Origin of the sequence: Acetobacter malorum (assembly GCF_002153605.1) — a bacterium.
Classification (GTDB): domain Bacteria; phylum Pseudomonadota; class Alphaproteobacteria; order Acetobacterales; family Acetobacteraceae; genus Acetobacter; species Acetobacter malorum_A.
This window is the reverse complement of sequence record NZ_JOPG01000005.1, coordinates 169,763-191,022: the sequence shown is the minus strand read 5'-3', so window position 1 is coordinate 191,022 and position 21,260 is coordinate 169,763. Positions and strand designations below refer to the sequence as shown.

Sequence of the window (21,260 nt, the reverse complement as noted above, 5' to 3'; positions counted from 1 at the left end):
CCTTTCCCGATCCTTACACAGTTCGGCCGGCTAACCTTTTTATCGGCTGCCGACTGTCATTTGAAAAACCCACCAGGCAACAACACCCGTGTGGGGCTATCTAGGCATCCGGCTCTAACTTCCCAGAGAAAGCCAACCGCATGCTTACACAAGAATTACGAATTTACCTCCGCTCCGGCACGGGAGCAGAAGCTGAGGGCTGCTAACTACCTCTCCCCCCCCCTTAAGTCAAGCGGCGTACGCGATTCTTGACCGCGAAAAGAAGAAAGAAGCCCTCACATAAAAAGAAAGGGACCAGAGCATAGCCCTGATCCCTCTTCTTCTGACGTCCTGATGACGACTACTACGTTATTCCGCAGCAGACCGCCCGACGCGCTGACGATCCTGAGACGCTGCGATTGCCCGCAGACGGTTCATGACACTACCCGTGCCAGCCGGGATCAGACGGCCGACAATGACGTTCTCTTTCAGACCGTTCAGGGTATCCACCTTCCCTGCCGTCGCAGCCTCTGTCAGGACACGTGTGGTCTCCTGGAAGGATGCAGCAGAGATGAAGGACTGAGTCTGCAGAGAGGCCTTGGTAATACCCTGCAGCACCGGCATAGCAAGCGCGGGGCGCTCACCAGCATTCATGCGCTTGGTATTTTCAGTCTCGTACTCAATCCGATCAACGGTTTCGCCAATGAGATACGTCGTATCACCAGGCTCCAGAATTTCGACCTTCTGGAGCATCTGACGGACGATGACTTCAATGTGCTTATCGTTAATCTTCACGCCCTGAAGACGATACACATCCTGAATTTCGTTCACGAGGTAATCGGACAGAGCCTCAACCCCCATGACTTTCAGAATGTCATGCGGCACACGGGGACCATCGACCAGCGGATCGCCCTTCTCAACAAAGTCGCCTTCCTGAACGGACACGTGCTTACCTTTGGGGATCAGATATTCGGTCTCTTCACCCGTCTCATCGTTCTTCACGATAACACGACGCTTGGACTTGTAATCCTTCCCAAACTCCACACGGCCTTCCATTTCCGCGATAATCGCATGGTCTTTCGGGCGACGAGCTTCGAAAAGCTCGGCCACACGCGGCAGACCACCGGTAATATCACGGGTCTTGGACCCTTCACGCGGCAGACGTGCCAGCACGTCACCCGCATGAACTTCTGCGCCGTTTTCAACAGACAGAAGCGATTCAGGCGGCAGGAAGTAACGGGCATCGTTGCCGTTATCCAGCTTGATCACGTCGCCCTTGGCGTCCTTCAGCTGCAAGCGCGGACGCAGATCAACGCCTTTCCCTGCCTGCTTGTAGTCCACCACGGTCTTGGCGGTCAGGCCTGTCACTTCATCCATACGCTCGACAAGCGTGATGGAGTCGATCAGGTCAAGATACTCAACCTTACCAGCCTTCTCGGTGATGATCGGCAGGGTGTAGGGGTCCCACTCGGCCAGTTTCTGAGCGCGTGTGACTTCCGCACCTTCCGTCGTCAGCAGACGTGCACCATAGGGCACACGATAACGGGCCTTTTCGACCCCGGCTTCGTCCGTCAGCAGGATTTCACAGTTACGGGCCATGACAACCGGCACGCCCTGACTGTTCTGCACGACGTTGCGGTTACGAATAACCACTTTACCGTCACGAGATGCTTCGATCATGGACTGCTCAGCACCACGCTGTGCCGCACCACCGATATGGAAGGTACGCATGGTCAGCTGGGTGCCCGGCTCACCGATGGACTGCGCGGCGATAACGCCCACAGCTTCACCAATGTTGACCGGCGTGCCGCGTGCAAGGTCACGGCCATAGCAGTGGCCACACACGCCAACACGGCTGTCACAGGTCAGCACGGAACGGATCTGAACCGTTTCCACGCCGGAGGCCTCAATCCGTTCTGCATCGGCTTCGTCCACCAGACGATTGCGCGGTGCGACAACATCACCGGAAGCCGGATCAATCACGTCCGCAGCCAGAGTCCGACCCAGGATCCGTTCGGACAGAGAGGACACAACCTCACCGCCATCCATCACGGCACGAATGGTCAGGCCACGCTCGGTACCGCAATCATTTTCGACAATGATGCAGTCCTGCGCCACGTCGACCAGACGACGCGTCAGATACCCGGAGTTTGCGGTCTTCAGAGCGGTATCGGCCAGACCCTTACGTGCACCATGGGTAGACGTAAAGTAATCGAGGACCGAGAGACCTTCTTTAAAGTTCGCAATAATCGGCTGTTCGATAATTTCACCAGACGGCTTGGCCATCAGACCACGCATACCGGCAAGCTGCTTCATCTGGGCCGGTGACCCACGAGCCCCGGAGTGGCTCATCATCCACACAGAGTTGATGGGCTTGCCAACTTCCTGACGGGAAATCTCTTTGGTCATCGCAGCCTGGACTTCGTCCGTGCAGCGAGACCAGGCATCCACCACCTTGTTGTAGCGTTCGCCAGCCGTGATCAGACCGTCCTGATACTGCTGCTCGAATTCCTTGACTTCAGCCGCTGTGCGATCAACCAGCACTTTCTTTTCAGCCGGGATGATCATGTCATCCTTACCGAAGGAAATACCGGCTTTAGCAGCGTGACGGAAACCAAGCGCCATCAGACGGTCACAGAAGATGACCGCTTCTTTCTGACCACAGTGACGATAGACCGTATCAATAACGTCAGACACGGCTTTCTTGGTCAGCTGTTTGTTGATCAGCGAGAACGGAATGGCTTCGCTCTTCGGCAGGATCTGAGCAATCAGCACGCGGCCCGGTGTGGTCACAACCGTTTCGTGATGCTTCTTGCCGTCTGCGTCGATCGTCTCGAAACGGGCACGGATTTTGTCGTGCAGCTTCAGGACGCCAGCATTCAGAGCGTATTCCACTTCACCGATGGACGAGAAGGACGGAGCACCTTTGGTCGTCAGCTTACCCGTGGCGTCGTCATACTCGTTGCGGTCCGGCGTCACACCGAATTCAGGCGTTTCAAGGCTGAGATAATACAGACCAAGAACAATATCCTGAGACGGCACGATAATCGGCTTACCGTTTGCCGGGCTGAGGATGTTGTTGGTGGACATCATCAGCACGCGTGCTTCAAGCTGGGCCTCAAGGCTCAGCGGCACGTGCACAGCCATCTGGTCACCGTCGAAGTCTGCGTTAAACGCAGTACAAACAAGCGGATGCAGCTGAATGGCCTTACCTTCAACCAGCACAGGTTCGAACGCCTGAATGCCGAGACGGTGAAGGGTCGGTGCGCGGTTCAGCATCACGGGATGCTCGCGGATGACCTCTTCAAGAATATCCCAGACTTCCGGACGCTCTTTTTCAACCATACGCTTTGCAGCTTTAATGGTTGTGGCGTGACCATATTTTTCCAGCTTGGAGTAGATGAACGGCTTGAACAGTTCCAGCGCCATCTTCTTGGGAAGACCGCACTGGTGCAGCTTCATTTCCGGGCCAACCACGATGACCGAACGGCCAGAATAGTCAACGCGCTTACCAAGAAGGTTCTGACGGAAGCGGCCCTGCTTGCCTTTCAGCATGTCGGACAGAGACTTCAGCGGACGCTTGTTGGCACCGGTGATGGCACGACCGCGGCGGCCGTTATCAAACAGGGCGTCAACAGCTTCCTGAAGCATGCGCTTTTCGTTACGCACGATAATATCGGGCGCACGCAGCTCCATCAGGCGCTTGAGACGGTTATTACGGTTGATAACGCGACGATACAGATCGTTCAGATCGGACGTCGCGAAACGACCACCATCCAGGGGCACCAGCGGACGCAGTTCCGGCGGAATGACGGGAACCAGATCAAGGATCATCCACTCAGGGCGGGAACCGCTTTCTGAGAAGGCCTCAATCAGCTTCAGACGTTTGACAAGCTTCTTGCGCTTGGCTTCAGACGTCGTTTCTTTCAGTTCCTGACGCAGCTCGACCTTTTCGGCATCACAGTCGATGCGTTCAAGCACCTTCTTGATGGCCTCAGCGCCGATCCCGACTTCAATACCTTCTTCACCATATTCATCCATGGCGTCGAGATACTGTTCTTCCGTCAGCAGAGAATACTGCTTGAGCGGAGACGTGCCGGGCTCAAGAACCAGATAGTTCTCGAAATACAGAACCTTTTCGAGGTCTTTCAGCGTCATATCGACCATCAGACCGATACGGCTCGGGAGAGACTTCAGGAACCAGATATGGGCAACAGGGCTGGCAAGCTGGATGTGACCCATCCGCTCACGCCGCACTTTTGCCAGGGTGACTTCAACGCCGCATTTTTCACAGACAATACCGCGGAACTTCATCCGCTTGTATTTGCCGCACAGGCATTCGTAGTCCTTAATCGGGCCAAAAATACGTGCGCAGAACAGACCATCACGCTCCGGCTTGAATGTCCGGTAGTTGATTGTCTCGGGCTTCTTGATTTCACCAAACGACCAGGACCGGATCTGCTCAGGCGATGCGAGCTGAATCTTGATCTGGTCGAAGGTCATCGCCTGGCCGGTCTGGCCAAGAATTTTCATGAGTTCATTCATGTGCCGAAGCCCCCAAAGGGAAATGAGGAGCCGGAATCGTCATTCCGGCCTCCCCCTCAAAATAAAAACGGATCGTGCTGCTAAGGGTCACCTTTATTTGGCCCCCTGCTCCAGCTCAACATTCAGGCCAAGGGACTTCAGTTCCTTGATCAGAACGTTAAAGCTTTCCGGAATACCGGCTTCAAAGTCATCCTGCTCACGCACAATGGCTTCATAGACCTTGGTTCGACCGGACACGTCATCCGATTTCACCGTCAGCATTTCCTGCAGCGTATACGCAGCACCATAGGCTTCCAGAGCCCAGACTTCCATTTCACCAAAGCGCTGACCACCGAACTGCGCCTTACCACCCAGCGGCTGCTGGGTCACAAGGGAGTACGGACCGATGGAACGAGCATGGATCTTGTCATCAACAAGGTGATGCAGCTTGAGCATGTAGATGTAACCAACCGTGGTCTTACGCTCAAACGGCTCGCCCGTGCGCCCGTCAATCAGCTGAGACTGACCGGATTTATGAACACCGGCTTTTTCAAGCATGGCTTCAATATCCGGGATGGAGGCCCCATCGAACACCGGCGTTGCAATCGGCACGCCCTTGCGCAGATTGTTGCACAGCTCGGTCAGCTCGCGGTTGTCCATGTCGGCAATGGCTTCGTCATAGATGTTCTGCCCATAGACGTCTTTCAGACGGTCCAGCAGTTCCTGACGTTTTTCACCGGTGCGCTGGTATTCATCCACCAGTTCACCAATGCCACGACCAAGGTTGGCACAAGCCCAGCCAAGATGCGTTTCCAGAATCTGCCCCACGTTCATACGTGACGGCACACCCAGCGGGTTCAGCACGATGTCGACGGACGTGCCATCTTCCAGGAAGGGCATGTCTTCAACAGGCACCACGCGAGAAACCACACCCTTGTTCCCGTGACGACCGGCCATTTTGTCACCCGGCTGCAGCTTACGCTTCACCGCGACAAACACTTTGACCATCTTCATCACGCCGGGCGGCAGCTCATCACCGCGCTGCAGCTTTTCAACCTTGCTTTCAAAGCGCGCCTGAATTTTTGCCACGGAGGCATCAAATTCACGACGCAGCGTTTCCAGCTCAGCCATGACCTCATCGGACGCCACAACAATGTTGCGCCATGCGCCGCGCGGGTTTTCGTCCAGAACTTCGTCCGTAATCACAGTGCCGGAGCGAATGCCCTTGAAGCCAGCGCCCGCGGTCTGATCGAGCAGCTTTTCACGCAGACGGCTGTAGAAAGAACGTTCCTGAATGGCGCGCTCGTCATCACGGTCCTTGGACAGACGTTCGATTTCGGCGCGTTCAATCGCCATCGCACGTTCGTCCTTGTCCACGCCACGGCGTGAGAACACGCGGACGTCAACAATGGTGCCTGTCGTGCCGGGCGGCAGACGCAGAGACGTATCACGCACGTCAGACGCTTTTTCACCGAAGATGGCACGCAGAAGTTTTTCTTCTGGCGTCATCGGGCTTTCGCCCTTCGGCGTGACCTTACCGATGAGGATATCACCGGGGTTCACTTCAGCACCGACGTAAACAATACCGGCTTCGTCCAGGTTACGCAGCGCTTCTTCACCCACGTTGGGAATATCACGCGTGATTTCTTCCTGACCCAGCTTGGTATCACGCGCCATGACTTCGAATTCCTCGATGTGGATCGAGGTAAACACGTCATCCTTCGCAATACGTTCGGAGATCAGGATGGAATCTTCGAAGTTGTAACCGTTCCAGGGCATGAACGCGACGAGCGTGTTACGGCCCAGAGCCAGTTCACCCAGTTCCGTGGACGGACCATCGGCAATGATGTCACCAGCGCGAACCGTGTCCCCAACATGCACCAGCGGACGCTGGTTGATGCAGGTGGACTGGTTGGAGCGGGAGTATTTGCGCAGACGATAGATATCAACGCCCTGCGTGGACCCGTTCTCATCGGTTGCACGCACAACGATACGCGCACCGTCGATCTGATCCACAATACCCTGACGGCGGGCAACAATTGTTGCACCGGAGTCATGAGCCACTGCCGCTTCCATCCCTGTGCCAACCAGCGGCGCATCAGAGCGCACCAGCGGCACAGCCTGACGCTGCATGTTGGAACCCATCAGTGCGCGGTTCGCGTCATCGTTCTCAAGGAACGGAATGAGCGCTGCTGCGACGGAGACCAGCTGCTTGGGAGACACGTCACAGGCCGTCACTTCGGTCGGCGGCACGAGACGGAAGTCCCCGCCACGACGCACGGACACCAGATCGCCCGTCAGGGTGCCATCTGCATCCTGCTTGGCATCGGCCTGCGCCACCACCAGCTTTTCTTCTTCCATGGCGGAAAGATATTTCCAGCCATCCTGAAGAACGCCGTCTTTCACCAGGCGATACGGCGTTTCAATAAAGCCGTATTTGTTCACCTTGGCGTAGGTGGACAGAGAGTTGATCAGACCGATGTTCGGGCCTTCCGGCGTTTCAATCGGGCAGATACGGCCATAATGGGTCGGATGAACGTCACGGACTTCAAAGCCTGCGCGCTCACGTGTCAGACCACCCGGGCCAAGCGCTGAAAGACGACGCTTATGCGTGACTTCAGACAGCGGGTTGGTCTGATCCATGAACTGGCTCAGCTGGGAAGACCCGAAGAACTCACGCACAGCAGCCGCAGCGGGCTTCGCGTTGATAAGGTCATGCGGCATGACCGTATCAATATCGACGGAACCCATACGCTCACGGATAGCGCGTTCCATACGCAGCAGGCCAACGCGATACTGATTTTCCATCAGCTCACCAACCGAGCGAACGCGGCGGTTACCAAGGTTATCAATATCATCGACCTGACCGCGGCCGTCCTTCAGTTCACACATCACCTTGATGGTGCGCAGGATGTCTTCCTTGCGCAGCACGCGCACGGTATCCGGCACATCAATATCAAGGCGCATGTTCATCTTCACACGACCGACCGAAGAGAGGTCATAACGGTCGGGGTCGAAGAACAGGCCATGGAACATGGCGTCAGCGGTTTCAGCCGTCGGCGGCTCACCCGGACGCATAACACGGTAGATGTCGATCAGCGCTTCATCACGCGCAGTATTCTTGTCAACCGTCAGCGTGTTGCGGATCCACGGACCCTTGGCAGCATCGATCGCCAGAACCGGCAGCTCTTTTACACCAGCATCTTCAAGACCCGTCAGCGTTGCTTCGGTGATTTCGTCACCAGCTTCTGCGTAAATCTCGCCGGTTTCGAGATTGACCATATCACGGGCAATGAAGCGGCCCAGAAGATCAATTTCACCCACCAGCACTTCACGGGTTTTTTCAGCAATCTTGCGCACCATGCGCGCGGTCAGCTTGGCTTCTGCCTCAGCAACCACTTCACCGGTTTCTGCGTCCACCAGCGGCGCCAGCAGCTTCAGACCACGGAAAGAGTCCGCATCAAACGGACGTGCCCAGCCTTTAGCCGTTTTGGTGAAGGTGACGGTGTCATAGAAGTAGGAGAGGATTTCATTATCATCCATCCCCTTGATATCCAGAGCATCGACGTCACCGCCTTCGGCTGCTTTTGCCTTACGGGCAGCAGCAGACGCCTCGCCTTCCAGCGCATACAGCAGCGTGGTGACAGGCAGCTTACGCTTCCGGTCGATACGCACATAGATCAGATCTTTAGCGTCGAACTCGAAGTCCAGCCAGGAGCCACGATACGGAATGACGCGCGCAGCAAACAGATATTTGCCGGAAGAGTGCGTCTTACCCTTATCGTGATCAAAGAAGACACCGGGAGACCGGTGCATCTGGCTGACGATAACACGCTCGGTACCATTGATAATGAAGGTCCCGTTGTCGGTCATCAGGGGCATGTCGCCCATATAGACCGGCTGCTCCTTGATATCGCGAATGGAGCGGGAACCCGTATCTTCATCCACATCCCATACAATGAGACGCAGGATCACTTTCAGCGGAGCGGAATAGGTCAGCCCGCGCTGAATGCATTCTTCAACATCATATTTCGGCTCTTCGAATTCGTAGCTAACGAATTCCAGCCGCCCACGACCTGCAAAGTCATTAATCGGGAATACAGACCGGAAAACCTCCTGCAAACCTGTCGGTGTGCGCGCATCAGGCGACACATTCGCCTGAAGAAACGTCTCGTAAGACGCCCGCTGCACGTCAATCAGGTTCGGCATCGGAGCGATTTCGGGGATCCGCCCGAAACTCTTGCGAATCCGCTTCCGTCCTGTGAACGATTTGGTGATTGCGTTCATCGTCGCTCCTGCCCTGCCCTTGTCTCGGACCATCAGGCCCGCCGCGCTCTACCGCGAGCCTGATGGTCCGATCTGTAGTAACCGGCCTTCACTGATACCGGGAAGACCCCGGCCTCTATACCTGCTCCGAACCGGATCCGAAACAGGCAAACGGGCAGAGGCAACATACCCCCACCCGAAAACCTTTTCCATTACCCCGCCACCGTGAGACAGCGGGACTTTGGCAAACTTATTTAATTTCGACGCTTGCGCCGTTGTCTTCAAGAGTCTTCTTGATTTTTTCGGCTTCGTCTTTGCTAGCGCCTTCTTTGATGGTCTTCGGTGCGCCTTCAACCAGGTCTTTGGCTTCTTTCAGGCCCAGACCCGTGATGCCACGGATTTCCTTAATGACGTTGATTTTCTTGTCGCCAGCTTTGGTCAGAACGACGTCAAATTCGGTCTTTTCTTCAGCCGGAGCAGCGGCAGCAGCCGGACCCGCAGCAGCAACAGCAACCGGAGCAGCGGCGGAAACGCCCCACTTTTCTTCCAGCAGCTTGGAGAGTTCAGCAGCTTCGAGAACGGTCAGAGCAGACAGTTCGTCAACGAGCTTGTTCAGATCAGCCATGATTAGACTTCCTAATATAAACACTGGTTTGCAAAGCACAACCTCCCCGGTGGAAGGCCATGCGATTTCTTGAACACGTCTTCAGATGAAGGCGTGCTTTAGGCGGCTTCCGCCTCACCCGTTTTGGCATAGGCCCCAAAAACCCGGGCAAGCTGCCCTGCCGGTGCCTGGGTAACACCTGCGATACGCGTAGCGGGCGTGGAGATAAGACCCACGAGCTGCGCGCGCAGTGCATCCAGAGACGGCAGTTCGGCCAGAGCCTTCAGTCCGTTGGCGTCAAGCACCTGCGAACCAAGAGAACCCCCGACCAGCACAAGCTTGTCATTGGTTTTGGCGAACTCGACGATCACCTTTGCCACTGCTACCGGATCAGCTGCCCATGCAAGAGCAGTCGGTCCTTTAAGCATCGGCTTAATGCCGTCGAACTGGGTCCCATCCAGGGCGAGAGTTGCCAGCCGGTTTTTTGCGACCTTGTAAGTTGCACCCGCTGCACGCACTTTGCGTCGCAGATCCGTCACATCAGCTACGGTCAACCCAGCATTCTGGGTCACCACAACCATGGACGTTTCGGCGAACACGGCGGCAAGGGCGGCAACAGCGGCCTGCTTTTCCGTACGGTTCAAATCCCGTCTCCGTCTTGCTTTATCCAGCCTTAGCCGAACAAAGCGGGTTGCCCTCAGGATTTCACAAAAACAGTGTGAAACCCGCTCGCCTGTCCTTCAAACGGAATACCCGGAGCCTGCCGAAAAACAGCCTGCAACCAGCATCCCCGTCTTACACGCGCAAACCTTTAAGGTTTTTTACGGCACAGGGCCACGTGTGATCTCGGACAGGATCGGGAAGCAACCCGAAGGCGCTTCCCTTAATGTGCCACACCAGACCGAAGCCCGACGCAGCAGCATCTCAAACTCAGCCTGCGAAAGCTGAGGTATCGACCTGAACGCCCGGGCCCATGGTGGACGCAAGAGCGATCTTTTTCAGATACGTACCCTTTGCACCCGTCGGGCGAGCTTTCTGCACGGCATCGATGAATGCGCGAGCATTTTCAATCAGCTTCGCTTCATCGAAAGAAGCCTTGCCGATGCCAGCATGCACGATACCGGCTTTTTCAGCGCGGTATTCGACCTGACCGGACTTGGCTGCCGTGATAGCACCCTTAACGTCCATCGTCACGGTACCCAGCTTCGGGTTCGGCATCAGACCACGCGGACCGAGGATCTTACCCAGACGACCGACCAGAGCCATCATGTCCGGGGTTGCAATGCAGCGGTCGAATTCGATTTCGCCAGCCTGCACTTTTTCCATCAGGTCTTCAGCACCAACAACGTCGGCACCAGCAGCGGTTGCTTCTTCAGCCTTCGCGCCACGAGCAAACACGCCAACGCGCAGCGTCTTACCCGTGCCATTCGGCAGGGAAACAAAACCACGGACCATCTGGTCAGCATGACGCGGGTCAATGCCCAGGTTGAGGGAGATTTCAACCGTTTCGTCAAACTTGGCGGTCGCATTGCCCTTTACCAGGGAAATGGCTTCGTCCAGCCCGTAAGCCTGACCGTGAGTGACTTTGCTGCGTGCAGCGGCAATACGCTTGTTCTTAGCCATGCTCTCAGCCCTCCACCGTCAGACCCATGGAGCGGGCAGAACCTACCAGCATCCGCACGGCGCCATCGATATCGTTAGCGTTCATGTCTTTGAACTTCTGCTCTGCGATTTCCTGCAGCTGACCGATGGTCACCTTGCCGACAGCAGCAGACTTACCAACCGTCTGGCTGCCTTTGGAAATCTTGGCAGCTTTCAGCAGGAAGTAGGTGTTCGGCGGCGTCTTGGTGATGAAGCTGAACGTACGGTCTGCATAAGCGGTGATGACGACCGGAATCGGCATACCCGGCTCAAGACCCTGGGTCTTGGCGTTGAACTCTTTACAGAACTGCATGATGTTCAGACCACGCTGACCGAGCGCGGGACCAACCGGCGGCGAAGGATTCGCTTTGCCAGCAGGAATCTGAAGCTTGATGTAGCCAACAACTTTTTTGGCCATATCCGGGACTCCTCATTATTGAACCCGGACCGCGGTTCTCACGACTCCTCTGAGCCATGGTTATGGCACAGGACGAGCCTCCCGCGTTCCGATAGGAAAGGCGCGCTTACCGGTGCGCGCCGCTTGTGTCAAGAGGCTGACGCATATTTGCACTGCCCGATGTGAGGTCAGAAGCTGCTGGATCAGCCTGCGTGCTGATGCCGCCGAGCGGGGCTGCGTGTCGCAGATTGCCATACTGCAGCGGCTGGAACGGCATGATCTTGTCAGACTGCGGCAACTCTGCCCGGGACCAGCCACCACCCAGCGCACGAATCAGCTCGACACACGCATCCACAGCGCGCGTCTGCACCTGCACAAGGGCAATACGGGCATTCAGCGCCGCCACCTGCGCCACCACCACATCAAGGTAGTTCGTGAGGCCACCAGTATAAAGCGCCATGGTCATGGTCTGGGTATGCAACGCCGCATCCACAGCACTGCTCTGCTGCTGCGCTTCGGTCTTCAGGCGGCTGGTGCGCGTCAGGTTATCTTCCACTTCCTGAAACGCATCCAGCACGGTGCTGCGATACAGATCTTCCTGCTCCCGGTATTGCGACCAGTTGCGTTGCAGCTCAGCACGCCGCAGCCCACCCTGGAACAGCGGCAGCAGCGCCTGCACACCAAACTGGTACATGGAGTTGGAAAGAGACGCGAGGTCGAACCCGTTATCCATGAAGCCCGTCATGGCGTTGAAGGTAATGTGCGGATAGAACGCTGCGCGCGAGACACCAATGGCCCGGTTAGCCTGCGCCATACGCCGCTCGGCCTCGGCAATATCAGGCCGCCGCTCCAGCAAGGTGGACGGCAACGCAACCGGCGGCTGTGCCTCAGCAAATGCCAGACGCGTGACCGGCGCAATATGGAATGAAGCTGGAGCCTGATTCACCAGCACAGCAATGGCATGTTCCATCACATCACGCTGGGCGCGTACCTCGGTTTCCTGCGCCTGTGTGGTGTAAAGCTGGGTTTCTGCGCGGGAGACGTCCATCCCCGGCGCAATCGCCCCTGCCAGACGCATTTTGGTAACCTGCACAGCCGTCTGATAGTAGCGGATAGAATCCCGATACACCGCATCCTGCGCATCCAGCCCGCGCAGCGTCACGTAATCACTCGCCAGTTCAGCCTGTAGACTCAGACGTGCCAGCGCATAGGCGGCGGCCTCAGCCTGCGTGCCCTGCTTGGCCATGCGCACCTTGTTACGGATAGCGGACCAGAAATCCGGCTCCCATGTCGCTGTGCCCGAATACTGCTCGGACGACATATAAACCGGCCCCTGAGAGCCCGCCCCACGCCACAGCCTGTGCCGTGAGCCTTTATATTTCTCACCGCTCGCAGCGCCATTGAGCTGCGGATACAGGTGGGACCTGGCCTCCATCGCCACATCACGCGCCTGCATGAAGGCTTCCGCCTGCGCCTGAAGGCCCGGGTTCAGGCGCATGGCCTGCTCTTCCAGCTGGTTGAGTTGCGGGTCCCCCAGCATGGTCCACCAGTCCGGGCGGATGGCATCATCCGCCGGGTGGCCCGGCTGAAGAACACCGTGGTTCTGCCCTTCCCACTCGGCAGGGAGTTTCAGCTTTGTCGGGTTGTAGCGGGGGGCCATGTCACACCCCGAAAGGATGGTGGCCAGAGAAAGGCCAACCAGAAAGCTCCGCTTCAGTCGCAGCGTCACGGCGCGCCCTGTCATGGGCGGCCTCCTTCTTCTGCCGCTGGCTGGTTATCGTCCGGCATGGCGCGGGTGTCATCGGTGCCCTGATCGGCCTTTTCCGCCGGTGCCTTCTGTGCCGGTTTGGGCGGAGCCGGCTTTTTGGGGGCAACGTTATAGCCGGGCGTGCCTTTGACAATCCGCACGCTCTGGCCATCCAGCAGGCCAGCAGAAGGGCTGTTCACCACGCGGTCCGTTTTCTTCACACCGCGCAGGATCTGGACCGTTGTGCCCAGGTTCGTCCCGACCGTGACACCCACCAGATGCACATGGTTGGAATCATCCACCAGCGCGACCTGCGTGCCTTCTGCGCGGAAAATAATCGCGCCTTCCGGCAGGATCAGCATATCCGGGTCACCCGGCGCCTTGAAGTTGGCGGTGGCGTAGGAATTCGGCCAGAGTTCACCCGATTTGTTATCCAGCGTGAGTTCCGTCGTCACCGTACGGGTCGAGGCGTTAAAGGCTGTCGCGGTGGCCAGGAACTTCGCCTTGAAGGTGCGGTCGGGATATTGCGGGATGCTCAGATCGGCTTCCAGACGCGGGGAGATAATATCCGCGTAATCCTGCGGCACAGCGACGAACACGCGCATGGCATGCACATCCGCCACGCTGAACAGTTCCGTGGCATTCCCGTGAGAGTCCACGTCCCCGCGCCCGGCGTTGACGTAATCCCCCACGTCCGCAAAACGCGACGTCACGATGCCATCAAACGGGGCGACAATTTTCTTGAAGCCTTCCAGAGCAGCAAACCGTTCCACGTCATGCCGTGCGGCTTCCACCTGCGCCTGCTGGGCCTCGGCATTGGCCGCCTGCACGTCCACTTCCTGCTGAGAAACAGCCTGCGTGCCCTGCAACGCCTTCCAGCGCCGCGCCGTAATCTGCGCCAGCTTGTAGCGGGCCTGAGCAACATCCAGATTGGCCTTGGCGGCGGCATACTGGGCATCCAGTCCCGGCGTGTCGATTTCCGCCAGAACGTCGCCTGACTTCACCACGGCACCAAAGTCTTTGTACCACATTTTCACGTAGCCAGAGACCTGCGCGTAAATGGGGGCCTGATACCATGCAGCAATATTAGCCGGCAGCGAGAGCGTGCGGACAGACGGCCCCGGCTGCGGGTAGATCACCTGCACGGCCGGCGTGGCGTTTTCCTGCGTTTCCTTCGCCAGATGCATATAATGCGCCTGCCGCTGCACAATGCCGACGACCGCCAGAATAATGGCGACCAGCGCGACAATAACGATCCCGATCGTCCTTTTGCGGGAAGACGCCGCATCATGCTGTGTGGTCTGCTGCGGCTGGCCACCGTCTTCATGATACCCGCTCATGCGCCTTCTCCCTGTTCCGTCGTCGTGGTCGGCTTTTTTCGATTATGCAGCATGGCGAAAACACATGGCACAAATAGCAAGGTTGCAACTGTTGCCACCAGCAGGCCGCCCATGACGGCTTTGCCCAGTGGCGCGTTCTGAGAATTACTGAGGGACATCGGCAACATCCCGATAATCATGGCAGAAGCTGTCATCAGCACCGGACGAATACGTTCAAACCCGGATTCAATGGCGGCCTTAATGGCGTCGCCGTGCTCTTCCAGCCGCTCCCGCGCGAAGGACACCACCAGAATGGCGTTGGCGGTTGCCGTGCCCATGCACATGATGGCCCCTGTCAGCGCAGGCACCGAAAGCGTGGTGTGCGTCAGGAACAGGCTCCAGGAAATCCCGGCCAGCGCGCCCGGAAGCGCTGTGATAATGATGAACGGGTCCAGCCAGGACTGAAAGTTAACCACAATCAGCAGGTAGACCAGCAGCACCGACATGGCGAGGCCACCAAGCAGCTGCGCGTAGGCGCTGTTCATGGTCACCGCCTGCCCGCGCACTTCCAGTGCGGAGCCATGCGGCAGGTCCGGGCGGACCTCATCCACAATACGCTCCACCTCACGGGAGACCGTTCCGAGATCAATGCCTTCATTGGAGGCGTAAATGTCGAACACCGGCAGAATGTTGTAGTGCGAAACTTCGCCCGGCGTGCCGGTCTGCACGATCTGACTCAGACCACCCAGAATCTGCGGGTTCTGACCGGACGGGTTGCCGTCACCCTTATCAATGGGCGTGATCTCCAGATCATTCATGGTCTGCAGGAAGGTGGCCGGGGTCTGGATATCAATCAGATGCGAGACACCCGTCTTGGTATCCAGCCAGTACACCTGCCCCACCTGAGAACTACCGGAGAGCGACACCAGAGCGTTGTTCGCCACATCGGCTTCCGTAATACCGGTGCCCAGTGCGTAGGTTCGCTGTGTGTTGACCCGCAGGGTGGGCGTTGTCATCGGCTGCTGGACGGACACATCCGTCAGCCCCGTGACATGCCGCAGGCGGTCCGCCAGCCGGTTCGCAAAGCGGAAATTATCCGCAAGGTTACGGCCCGTAATCTGCACATCAATCGGGGACGGCAGACCGAAGTTCAGGATCTTGGCGGTCAGATCGCCCGGCAGGAAGGAAATCTGCGTGCCGGGGAATTTCTCGCCCAGATTATGGCGGATCATCCTGCGATACTCCGCCACGGGAGAATCCGGGTCTTTCAGTGAAACCGTGAGGTCACAATCCTGCGTGCCGACCGTCGGGGTGGGAATATAGGCCTGATTGAGCGGGCTGAACGGCAGACCGCAGTTATCGACAATACTTTCCACCTGCCCCGGCAATGTGCGTTCAATCTCGTCATTCACCAGCTGGGAAATCTTGCCTGCTTCAGAGAGCTTGGTGCCCAGCGGCGCACGCATGTGAATGGCCATGGTGTCGGAATTGATTTCCGGGAAGAAGTCCTGCCCCACAAAGAACAGCAGCCCCAGAGACCCGAGCGAACACACCACAAACACCGGAATGAACGTGCCGCGCGTGGCGACCAGATGGGTCAGCAGGTTCTGGTATCCGTGACGGAACTGCTCAAACTTGCGCTCGAACCCCCTCTGGAACCGGCCAAATATGGTTTTGGGCTCCACCGGACCATGCGCATGCGCAGCGACCTGAGCTGCCAGCATGTATTTCGCCATGGTCGGCACGAGGGTTCGGGAGAGGATGAAGGACGCGATCATCGCGAAGATGATGGCTTCAGCCATCGGCATGAACAGCCAGCCCGCAACACCGGTCAGCTGGAACAGCGGCATCCAGACGATACAGATACACAGCGTGGAGACGAAGGTGGGGATCACGATCTGATTGGCTGCATCGATAATCGCGGTCTCGAGATCCTTATCCATCTCAAGATGCGCGTCGATGTTTTCAATCATCACGGTGGCATCATCCACCAGAATACCCACGGCCAGCGCCAGCCCGCCGAGCGTCATGACGTTAATGGTCTGCCCGGCCCAGCCCAGCCCGATAATAGAGCACAGCATGGCCAGCGGAATGGAGGTGGCGATAATGACAGTCGAGCGCCAGGAGCCGAGGAACAGCAGCACCACAAGCCCGGTCAGACACGCCGCAGTCAGCATTTCCCGCAGCACGTCCTGCACGGATTCCTTCACAAAGGTGGAGGCATCATTCAACACCTTGATGTTGACGCCATCCGGCAGGGTTTTCACGATACCGGGCAGCAGCTTCTTCACACCGGCCACAACTTCCAGTGTCGAGGCGTCACCACTCTTCATGACCACAATCAGAACGCCCTGCTGGCCTTTAACCAGCACGAGGTTGGTCTGCGGCGGGCCACCCTGATGCACCCACGCCACGTCCTGCAGGCGGACCACGGCATTCCCCACCTGCTTGATGGGCAGCATGTTGAGGTCATCCATGTCCCGCGGGGAGGCGTTGGTCTGGACCATCCAGTCAAATGCGCCAATCCGCTGGTCACCCGCGGGCAGCACAATATTCTGACTGTTCAGAGCTTTGGACACATCAACAGGTGAGAGCCGGTGCGCCAGCAGTTTGACCGGGTCCAGATCGACCATCACGTTGCCGGGCTGGCCACCATACGGGTTCGGGATTGCCGCCCCCGCGACGGACACTAGCGCCGGCCGAATGAGGTTGGACGACATATCGTAAATCTGTGAGGCCGTCATGGAGGTCGAGGAGACCTGCAACGTGATGACCGGCACAGAGGACGCGTTATAAGCCAGCACCAGCGGCGGCGTGGAACCGGTGGGCATCTGCTTGATCACAGTCTGGGAGACTGAGGTGATCTGCGTCTGCGCCACGGCAGTATCCGTGCCGGGCTGGAAGAAGATTTTGACAATCCCGCGACCGTAATAGGACTGGCTTTCAATATGCTCGATATTGTTCACCGTCGCGGTCAGCGCGCGCTCGTAGTAATACACCACGCGCCCGGACATATCTTCCGGCATCAGGCCGGTATAAGTCCAGACCACGGCCACCACCGGGATCTTGATACTGGGGAAGACGTCAGTCGGTGTCGTAAAGACACCTCTGATACCAAACACCAGAATAAGAATGGAGAGTACCACAAAGGTATACGGCTTTTTCAGCGCCGTTACGACAATCTCATTCATACGTGACAGCCCCTGCCGACACGTCTAAACGCCAGCATCCAGATAAATCGCTCATATAAACTGAGATACAGACATCCCCTCTGAGCGCCAATAAAAATGCTTTTAATCTGGGTGTTTCAGGCGTGTTGTAACGCAAATATAACACTGAACCGTGTTCCACGCCCTTCCGGCCCTGCATCGATCTGCACCGTGGCGTCATGCAGGTGCGCAATGGCGGAAACAAGGCTGAGCCCCAGCCCGCTGCCGGGCACATGGCGGCTCTTGTCCGAGCGATAAAAGCGGGACAGCACCGCGCCTCGTTCTTCCGGGGCAATACCAATACCGGTGTCAGTCACGGCCAGACAGACCACCCCCGCCTGACGGCTCACACTCACCGTTACCTGCCCGCCCTCTGGCGTGAATTTGATGGCGTTATCCACCAGATTAACCAGCAGTTCGATCAGCAGATGCCGGTCCCCATCCAGGCAGACCGGCACGGCGGTAGGCTGCATGGCCAGCGTCACCCCTTCGGTCTCTGCAATCGGTTCGTAGAGATCGACAACGTCAGCGCCGAGGTCATTCAGGTTTACCGTCGCAAACCCGGCGCGGCGGCGGCTGCTCTCCAGTTCCGCAATGCGCAACAGAGCGGTGATAATGCCCAGACACTGGTCCAGATTGTCCACGGCGCCACTTACGGCGGCTTCCAGCCCCTCACGCTCCCCGCCAGAGGTCAACGCCCGCTCCAGCTTGGCACGCACGCGGGACAGCGGGGTGCGCAGGTCATGCGCAATATCGTTACCCACCTCCCGCATGCCGTCCATCAGGTGCTCCAGCCGGTCCAGCATGCGGTTTACGCTGCCAGCAAGACGCTCCAGATCATCCCGTTCCTTCCCGGCAGGCAGACGCTCGTGGATATCCCCGGCCATGATCAGATCAATGGCCTCGTGCATTTCCTTCACCCGGAACAGAGCGCGACGGCTCAGCACCATCCCCAGCAGCAGCGCGAACAACAGGGTGGGAATCGCAGCAACCACTGTCGCATGCCGCAGCATCAGCTTCTGTTCAGCCAGAAGATGGAAGCTGCGCCCCAGCACCAGAATAGTGCCATCCGGCAAGGTCTCGGCCAGCAGACGCAGCGGATAGGCGGCGCCTTCCTCCGGGTAGATTTCGATATTATGAGGCTTGCCGTCCGCCACCAGCCCCTTGGGCCATGCGTGCAGGTCTCCGGCAATCAGGGCGTGGCTGGCGTCAAACAGTCCGGCGCTGCTGATCACCAGCCGCAGGTCATCCGTTGCACGTTTGCGAATGACATATTCCAGATGTTCCGGCGTCATCTGCGCCAGTAAATGGGCCTCGCCCCGCAGCAGTTCGGTCGAGCGACGGGATTCCACCGCTTCCATCTGGGTGTAGACCAGCCCGAACTGCATCACCATCACGCCTGCCATGGCCGCCAGAGCAGCCAGAGTGAGGCGGAAGGTTGCGGTGCGGAAAAGCTCAGTCAGGAACACGCAGCAGGAATCCTGTGCCGCGAATGCTGCGGATCAGCGGCTCTTCTCCGGGCGCATCCACCTTGCGGCGCAATTTGCCAATATGCACGTCCACCAGATTGGTGCGCGGAATAAAGCGATACTGCCAGACATCTTCCAGCATCATGGAGCGAGTAAGCACCTGCCCGGGCCGACGCATGAGATATTCCAGCAGACGAAACTCACGCGGTAGCAGCTCAATCTCCCGGCCATCCCGCCAGACACGGCGCTCGATCAGATCCATGGAAAGCGGCCCCACCCGCAGCTGCGTGCTGCGCGTGTCGTCCGGGCGGCGCAACAGGGCTTCCACTCGCGCCATCAGCTCTTCCATGGCGAAGGGCTTGGTCAGGTAGTCATCGCCGCCTGCTTTCAGGCCGGTCACGCGGTCATCCACAGCGGAAAGAGCGGACAGCACCAGTACCGGCGTGCGGATGCCGCGCTGGCGCACGGCCTCAATCACGCTCAGGCCATCCATACCCGGCAGCAGGCGATCCACCACCAGAACATGCGCCTCACCCGTCAGAGCGGACGCGAGGCCAGCGTCGCCGGTTTCCTCGTGCCTTACCTCAAAACCATGGGCCATCAGCTCGCCCACAATTTCCTCAGCAATCGCGCTGTCATCTTCTATCAGCAGCACAACACCACGGGACTGCCCTGGCTGCGCTGTATCCGGATCTGTGTTCAGTACTGTCTCTTCCGTCATAACTGTCCTGATGCTGTTTTCCCCGGTTCAGGGCCAGTAAATTCCATTTCAGGATTGAGCGCCACGTCTTCTGTCTCCGGCGCATCCAGTTCCCGCAAGCGGCGGCTCACCACACGGGTGCGCCTGCGGGCTTCCTCAATGGATGTTGACATAGCCTGCGCATTCCGCGCCAGTTTTTCCAGCACGCCATCCATGCGGATCATTTCCTGACGGGTCGCCCCCAGCAGGCGGGCGATGGTTTCCGTCCGGTCTTCCAGCGCCAGCGTGACATAACCCAGATGCACTGTGCGCAGCAGCGCGGGCATGAGAGCCGGCCCCATGATCATCACCCGGCAGGTCCGGCCAATTTCATCAATCAGGCCGGGGATACGGGCGGCCTCCGCATATAACCCATCAGTAGGCAGATACAGCACGGCAAATTCCACCGTGCGCGGCGGGTGGATATATTTGGTCGCAATTTTTCGTGCTTCCAGCCGCAACGTGCTTTCCAGCGATTTGCGGGCGGCTTTCTCCGCCCCTGCATCGCCCTCATCCACCGCATTCAGCAGGCGCTCGTAAGCCTCCGTCGGGAACTTGCTATCCACGGGCAGCACCGGCGGCGTGCTGGAGCGGACCGGCATGCGGATAGCAAATTCCACCACATCATTCCCCGGCCCCAGCCGCACGTTCGATTCGTAAGAGCCTTCCGGCAGCACGTCATCCAGAATAGCCTTAAGCTGCGCCTCTCCCCAGCCGCCACGGGTCTTCACGTTCCCGAACAGCCGTTTGAGGTCGCTGATCTGCGCTGTCATGGCCCGCACTTCGCCCATGGCCTTCTGCATGGCGCTAAACTGCTCCAGCACACGCTGGAAAGACGTTTGCATCTGCCGTTCCACGGCCTCATGCAGCTGATCCGTCACCGCTACACGGATAGCGGACAGCTGGCGGGCAGAGGTTTCCGCCATTTCCCGCAACGCTTCAGCCTGTGCGGCCCGCACCTCGGCCTGCTCCCGCCCCATACTACCCGCCATACCAGCCAGACGTTCGGCCAGCTCCGTGCGCACCTGCTCAATGCGCCCGGTCATCACCCGTTCCAGTTCTGACAGATGGGTTCTCTGATGCGCGGCTTCCGTCCGGGCAGCGGCGGTTTCCTGCTCCACCAGCACATAAAGCCGGGCCAGCAGATCCGCATCTGCCCCGCCCTGCCCTTTACGGCCACCACCCAGCAGCCAGGCCAGCACAGCCCCCAGTGCAAGTGCTCCCAAAGCCACAACAACCAGCATTATTCCATCATCCATCCGTGATCCGTCTCATTTTCTCTCGGCAGGGAGGCCGGTTCGTGCTGATCTGGTCCCCGTAATAAATTATGACGCCAATGCAACGAAGAGCCTGTATACAACAGCAT

General features: G+C 58.1%; 12 protein-coding genes. All 12 read right to left on the bottom strand.

What is annotated here, in order from left to right; all coding sequences use genetic code 11:
• Positions 1-348: 348 nt before the first annotated feature.
• The gene (gene rpoC / locus HK23_RS02590) at positions 349-4,524 is read right to left on the bottom strand and encodes a DNA-directed RNA polymerase subunit beta' (RefSeq protein WP_063908084.1); all 4,176 of its coding nucleotides are present in this window, start codon (positions 4,522-4,524) and stop codon (positions 349-351) included.
• A 93-nt stretch (positions 4,525-4,617) separates the two neighbouring features.
• A complete protein-coding gene (gene rpoB / locus HK23_RS02585) occupies positions 4,618-8,790 on the bottom strand; it encodes a DNA-directed RNA polymerase subunit beta (protein WP_086652761.1) in 4,173 nt (1,390 codons plus the stop codon).
• Between the two features lie 229 nt (positions 8,791-9,019).
• Positions 9,020-9,394, bottom strand: coding sequence for a 50S ribosomal protein L7/L12 (gene rplL, locus HK23_RS02580; protein WP_063908083.1), 375 nt, complete (start codon positions 9,392-9,394; stop codon positions 9,020-9,022).
• Between the two features lie 98 nt (positions 9,395-9,492).
• Positions 9,493-10,017, bottom strand: a complete 525-nt coding sequence (gene rplJ / locus HK23_RS02575; protein WP_043552228.1) for a 50S ribosomal protein L10 — start codon at positions 10,015-10,017, stop codon at positions 9,493-9,495.
• A 286-nt stretch (positions 10,018-10,303) separates the two neighbouring features.
• Positions 10,304-10,996, bottom strand: a complete 693-nt coding sequence (gene rplA, locus HK23_RS02570) for a 50S ribosomal protein L1 (RefSeq protein ID WP_063908082.1) — start codon at positions 10,994-10,996, stop codon at positions 10,304-10,306.
• Positions 10,997-11,000: 4 nt separating this feature from the next.
• The gene (rplK, locus tag HK23_RS02565; RefSeq protein WP_061502558.1) at positions 11,001-11,432 is read right to left on the bottom strand and encodes a 50S ribosomal protein L11; all 432 of its coding nucleotides are present in this window, start codon (positions 11,430-11,432) and stop codon (positions 11,001-11,003) included.
• A 106-nt stretch (positions 11,433-11,538) separates the two neighbouring features.
• Positions 11,539-13,155, bottom strand: coding sequence for an efflux transporter outer membrane subunit (locus tag HK23_RS02560; RefSeq protein WP_086652760.1), 1,617 nt, complete (start codon positions 13,153-13,155; stop codon positions 11,539-11,541).
• Positions 13,152-14,498 carry an efflux RND transporter periplasmic adaptor subunit gene (locus HK23_RS02555; protein ID WP_086652759.1) on the bottom strand — a complete coding sequence of 449 codons (1,347 nt, stop codon included), beginning with the start codon at positions 14,496-14,498 and terminating at the stop codon, positions 13,152-13,154. Before HK23_RS02555 ends, HK23_RS02560 begins: the two co-directional genes overlap by 4 nt.
• Complete coding sequence (locus HK23_RS02550) at positions 14,495-17,668, bottom strand: efflux RND transporter permease subunit (protein ID WP_063908080.1); 3,174 nt, start codon at positions 17,666-17,668, stop codon at positions 14,495-14,497. The genes HK23_RS02555 and HK23_RS02550 overlap by 4 nt, the downstream gene beginning before the upstream one ends.
• A 116-nt stretch (positions 17,669-17,784) precedes the next feature.
• A complete protein-coding gene (locus HK23_RS02545; RefSeq protein WP_063908079.1) occupies positions 17,785-19,155 on the bottom strand; it encodes a sensor histidine kinase in 1,371 nt (456 codons plus the stop codon).
• The gene (locus tag HK23_RS02540) at positions 19,142-19,876 is read right to left on the bottom strand and encodes a response regulator transcription factor (protein WP_086652758.1); all 735 of its coding nucleotides are present in this window, start codon (positions 19,874-19,876) and stop codon (positions 19,142-19,144) included. The genes HK23_RS02545 and HK23_RS02540 overlap by 14 nt, the downstream gene beginning before the upstream one ends.
• Positions 19,873-21,153, bottom strand: a complete 1,281-nt coding sequence (locus HK23_RS02535; protein ID WP_086652757.1) for a DNA recombination protein RmuC — start codon at positions 21,151-21,153, stop codon at positions 19,873-19,875. The genes HK23_RS02540 and HK23_RS02535 overlap by 4 nt, the downstream gene beginning before the upstream one ends.
• Positions 21,154-21,260: the final 107 nt, after the last annotated feature.